This window comes from Spirillospora sp. NPDC049652 (genome assembly GCF_040675125.1).
Classification (GTDB): Bacteria; Actinomycetota; Actinomycetes; order Streptosporangiales; family Streptosporangiaceae; genus Spirillospora.
In genome coordinates this window covers 1-1,921 of record NZ_JBFAOF010001191.1, presented here as the reverse complement: position 1 = coordinate 1,921, position 1,921 = coordinate 1, and the positions used below count along the sequence as shown (strand labels likewise).

At 72.8% G+C, this 1,921-nt stretch carries 2 protein-coding genes; both read right to left on the bottom strand.

From position 1 onward, the window contains the following. Window positions 1-234: 234 nt before the first annotated feature. Window positions 235-1,023, bottom strand: a complete 789-nt coding sequence (gene fabI, locus AB0J52_RS38445; protein ID WP_117356066.1) for an enoyl-ACP reductase FabI — start codon at window positions 1,021-1,023, stop codon at window positions 235-237. A gap of 5 nt (window positions 1,024-1,028) precedes the next feature. Further along, the gene (gene fabG / locus AB0J52_RS38440; RefSeq protein ID WP_500187959.1) at window positions 1,029-1,733 is read right to left on the bottom strand and encodes a 3-oxoacyl-[acyl-carrier-protein] reductase; all 705 of its coding nucleotides are present in this window, start codon (window positions 1,731-1,733) and stop codon (window positions 1,029-1,031) included. Window positions 1,734-1,921 lie beyond the last annotated feature (188 nt).

Sequence of the window (1,921 nt, the reverse complement as noted above, 5' to 3'; positions counted from 1 at the left end):
CCGCCGGGGGGCCCGCGCCCCCCGGGTCCCCCCCCCCCCGCTCCCCCCCCGCGGGCCCCCCCCCCCCGCCCTACCCCTCTTTTCTCTAAGCGGGGGGCCCGGGGGAGAAACCCCCCCCCCCGCCGCGCCACGACGTGGAACGGCGGTGGCCCGGTTCCCGACCGGGCCACCGCCGTTCACATGTGCGAGGTTCCGCGCGTGCGGGGCACGCGCGGTGGGATCACGCGGGAAGGGTCACGCGGGCGGGGCGCCGACCGCGTGCAGGCCGCCGTCCACGTGCAGGATCTCGCCGGTGGTCGCCGGGAACCAGTCCGACAGCAGCGCCACGATCGCCTTCGCGGTGGGCTCGCTGTCCTTGATGTCCCAGCCGAGCGGCGCGGTGCGCGGCCACAGGTCGGTCATCGTCTGGAAACCGGGGATGCTCTTGGCGGCCATGGTGCCGAGCGGCCCGGCGGCGACCAGGTTCACCCGGACGTTCTGCGGGCCGAGGTACTTGGCCAGGTAGCGGCAGGTGGACTCCAGGCCGGCCTTGGCCACGCCCATCCAGTCGTACACCGGCCACGCCTTGGTGGCGTCGAAGTCGAGCCCGACGACCGACCCGCCGTCCTTCATCAGCGGCAGGCACGCCATGGTGAGCGACTTCAGCGAGTACGCCGAGGAGTGCACGGCGACCGCGACGTCCTCCCACGGTGTGTCCAGGAAGTTGCCGCCGAGCGCGGTCTGCGGCGCGAACCCGATCGAGTGGACGACGCCGTCCAGCCGGTCGAAGCCCGCGTCGGCGAGGTTCCCGGCGAGCGCGTCGAGCTGCTCGGCGTTGGTGACGTCCAGCTCGATGACCGGCGGGACGTCGTCGGGGCCGGACGGCAGCCGCTTGGCGGTGCGGGCGGTCAGCGTCGGCCGCGGGTAGGCGGTCAGCGCGACGCGCGCGCCCTGCTCCTGCGCGACGCGCGCGACGTGGAACCCGATCGAGGCGTCCGTGAGGACGCCGGTGACCAGGATGTTCTTGCCTTCGAGGATGCCCATCGCGCTCAGTGCCCCATTCCCAGGCCGCCGTCCACCGGGATGACCGCGCCGGTGATGTAGGCGGCGTCGTCGGACGCCAGGAACCCGACGGTCTTGGCGATCTCCTCCGGCCGCGCGGTGCGGCCGAGCGGGATCACGCTCTTGATCGTCTTCTGCTGGTCCTCGGTCAGCGCGGCGGTCATGTCGGTGTCGACGAAGCCGGGCGCGACGACGTTGACGGTGATCCCGCGCGAGCCCAGCTCGCGGGCGAGCGACCGGGCGAAGCCGACCATGCCCGCCTTGGACGCGGCGTAGTTGGCCTGCCCCGCCGAGCCGAGCAGCCCGACCACCGAGGAGACCAGGATGATCCGCCCCCGGCGGGCCCGCATCATGCCCTTCACCGACCGCTTGGCGACCCGGAACGCGCCGGTGAGGTTGGTGTCCACGACGGAGGTGAACGCCTCCTCGCTCATGATGGCCAGCAGCGTGTCCTTGGTGATGCCCGCGTTCGCCACCACCACCTCGACCGGGCCCTGCTCGGCCTCCACCTTCGCGAACGCGGCGTCCACGTCCTCGTAGCTGGTCACGTCGCAGCGCACCCCGAACAGCCCCTCCGGGGGCTCGCCGGAGCGGTAGGTGACGGCGACCTTGTCACCGGCGGCGGCCAGCTCACGCGCGATCGCCAGGCCGATGCCCCGGTTCCCGCCCGTCACCAGGACAGAGCGACTCATCCTCATGCCTTCCGTTGTCCACATCACATCGGGCTCGAGCGTATCGACCGGGAACCCGCCGCAGAGATGTGTCATACCGACAAGATCCTGAGGCCGCCTTTGTTCCGGTGGGGATTTCGGGCGGCCGCCGCCGGACCGGTTCCGCGGTCGCCGCCGCGGGCGCGGCACGGGACCGCGACACCGACCGG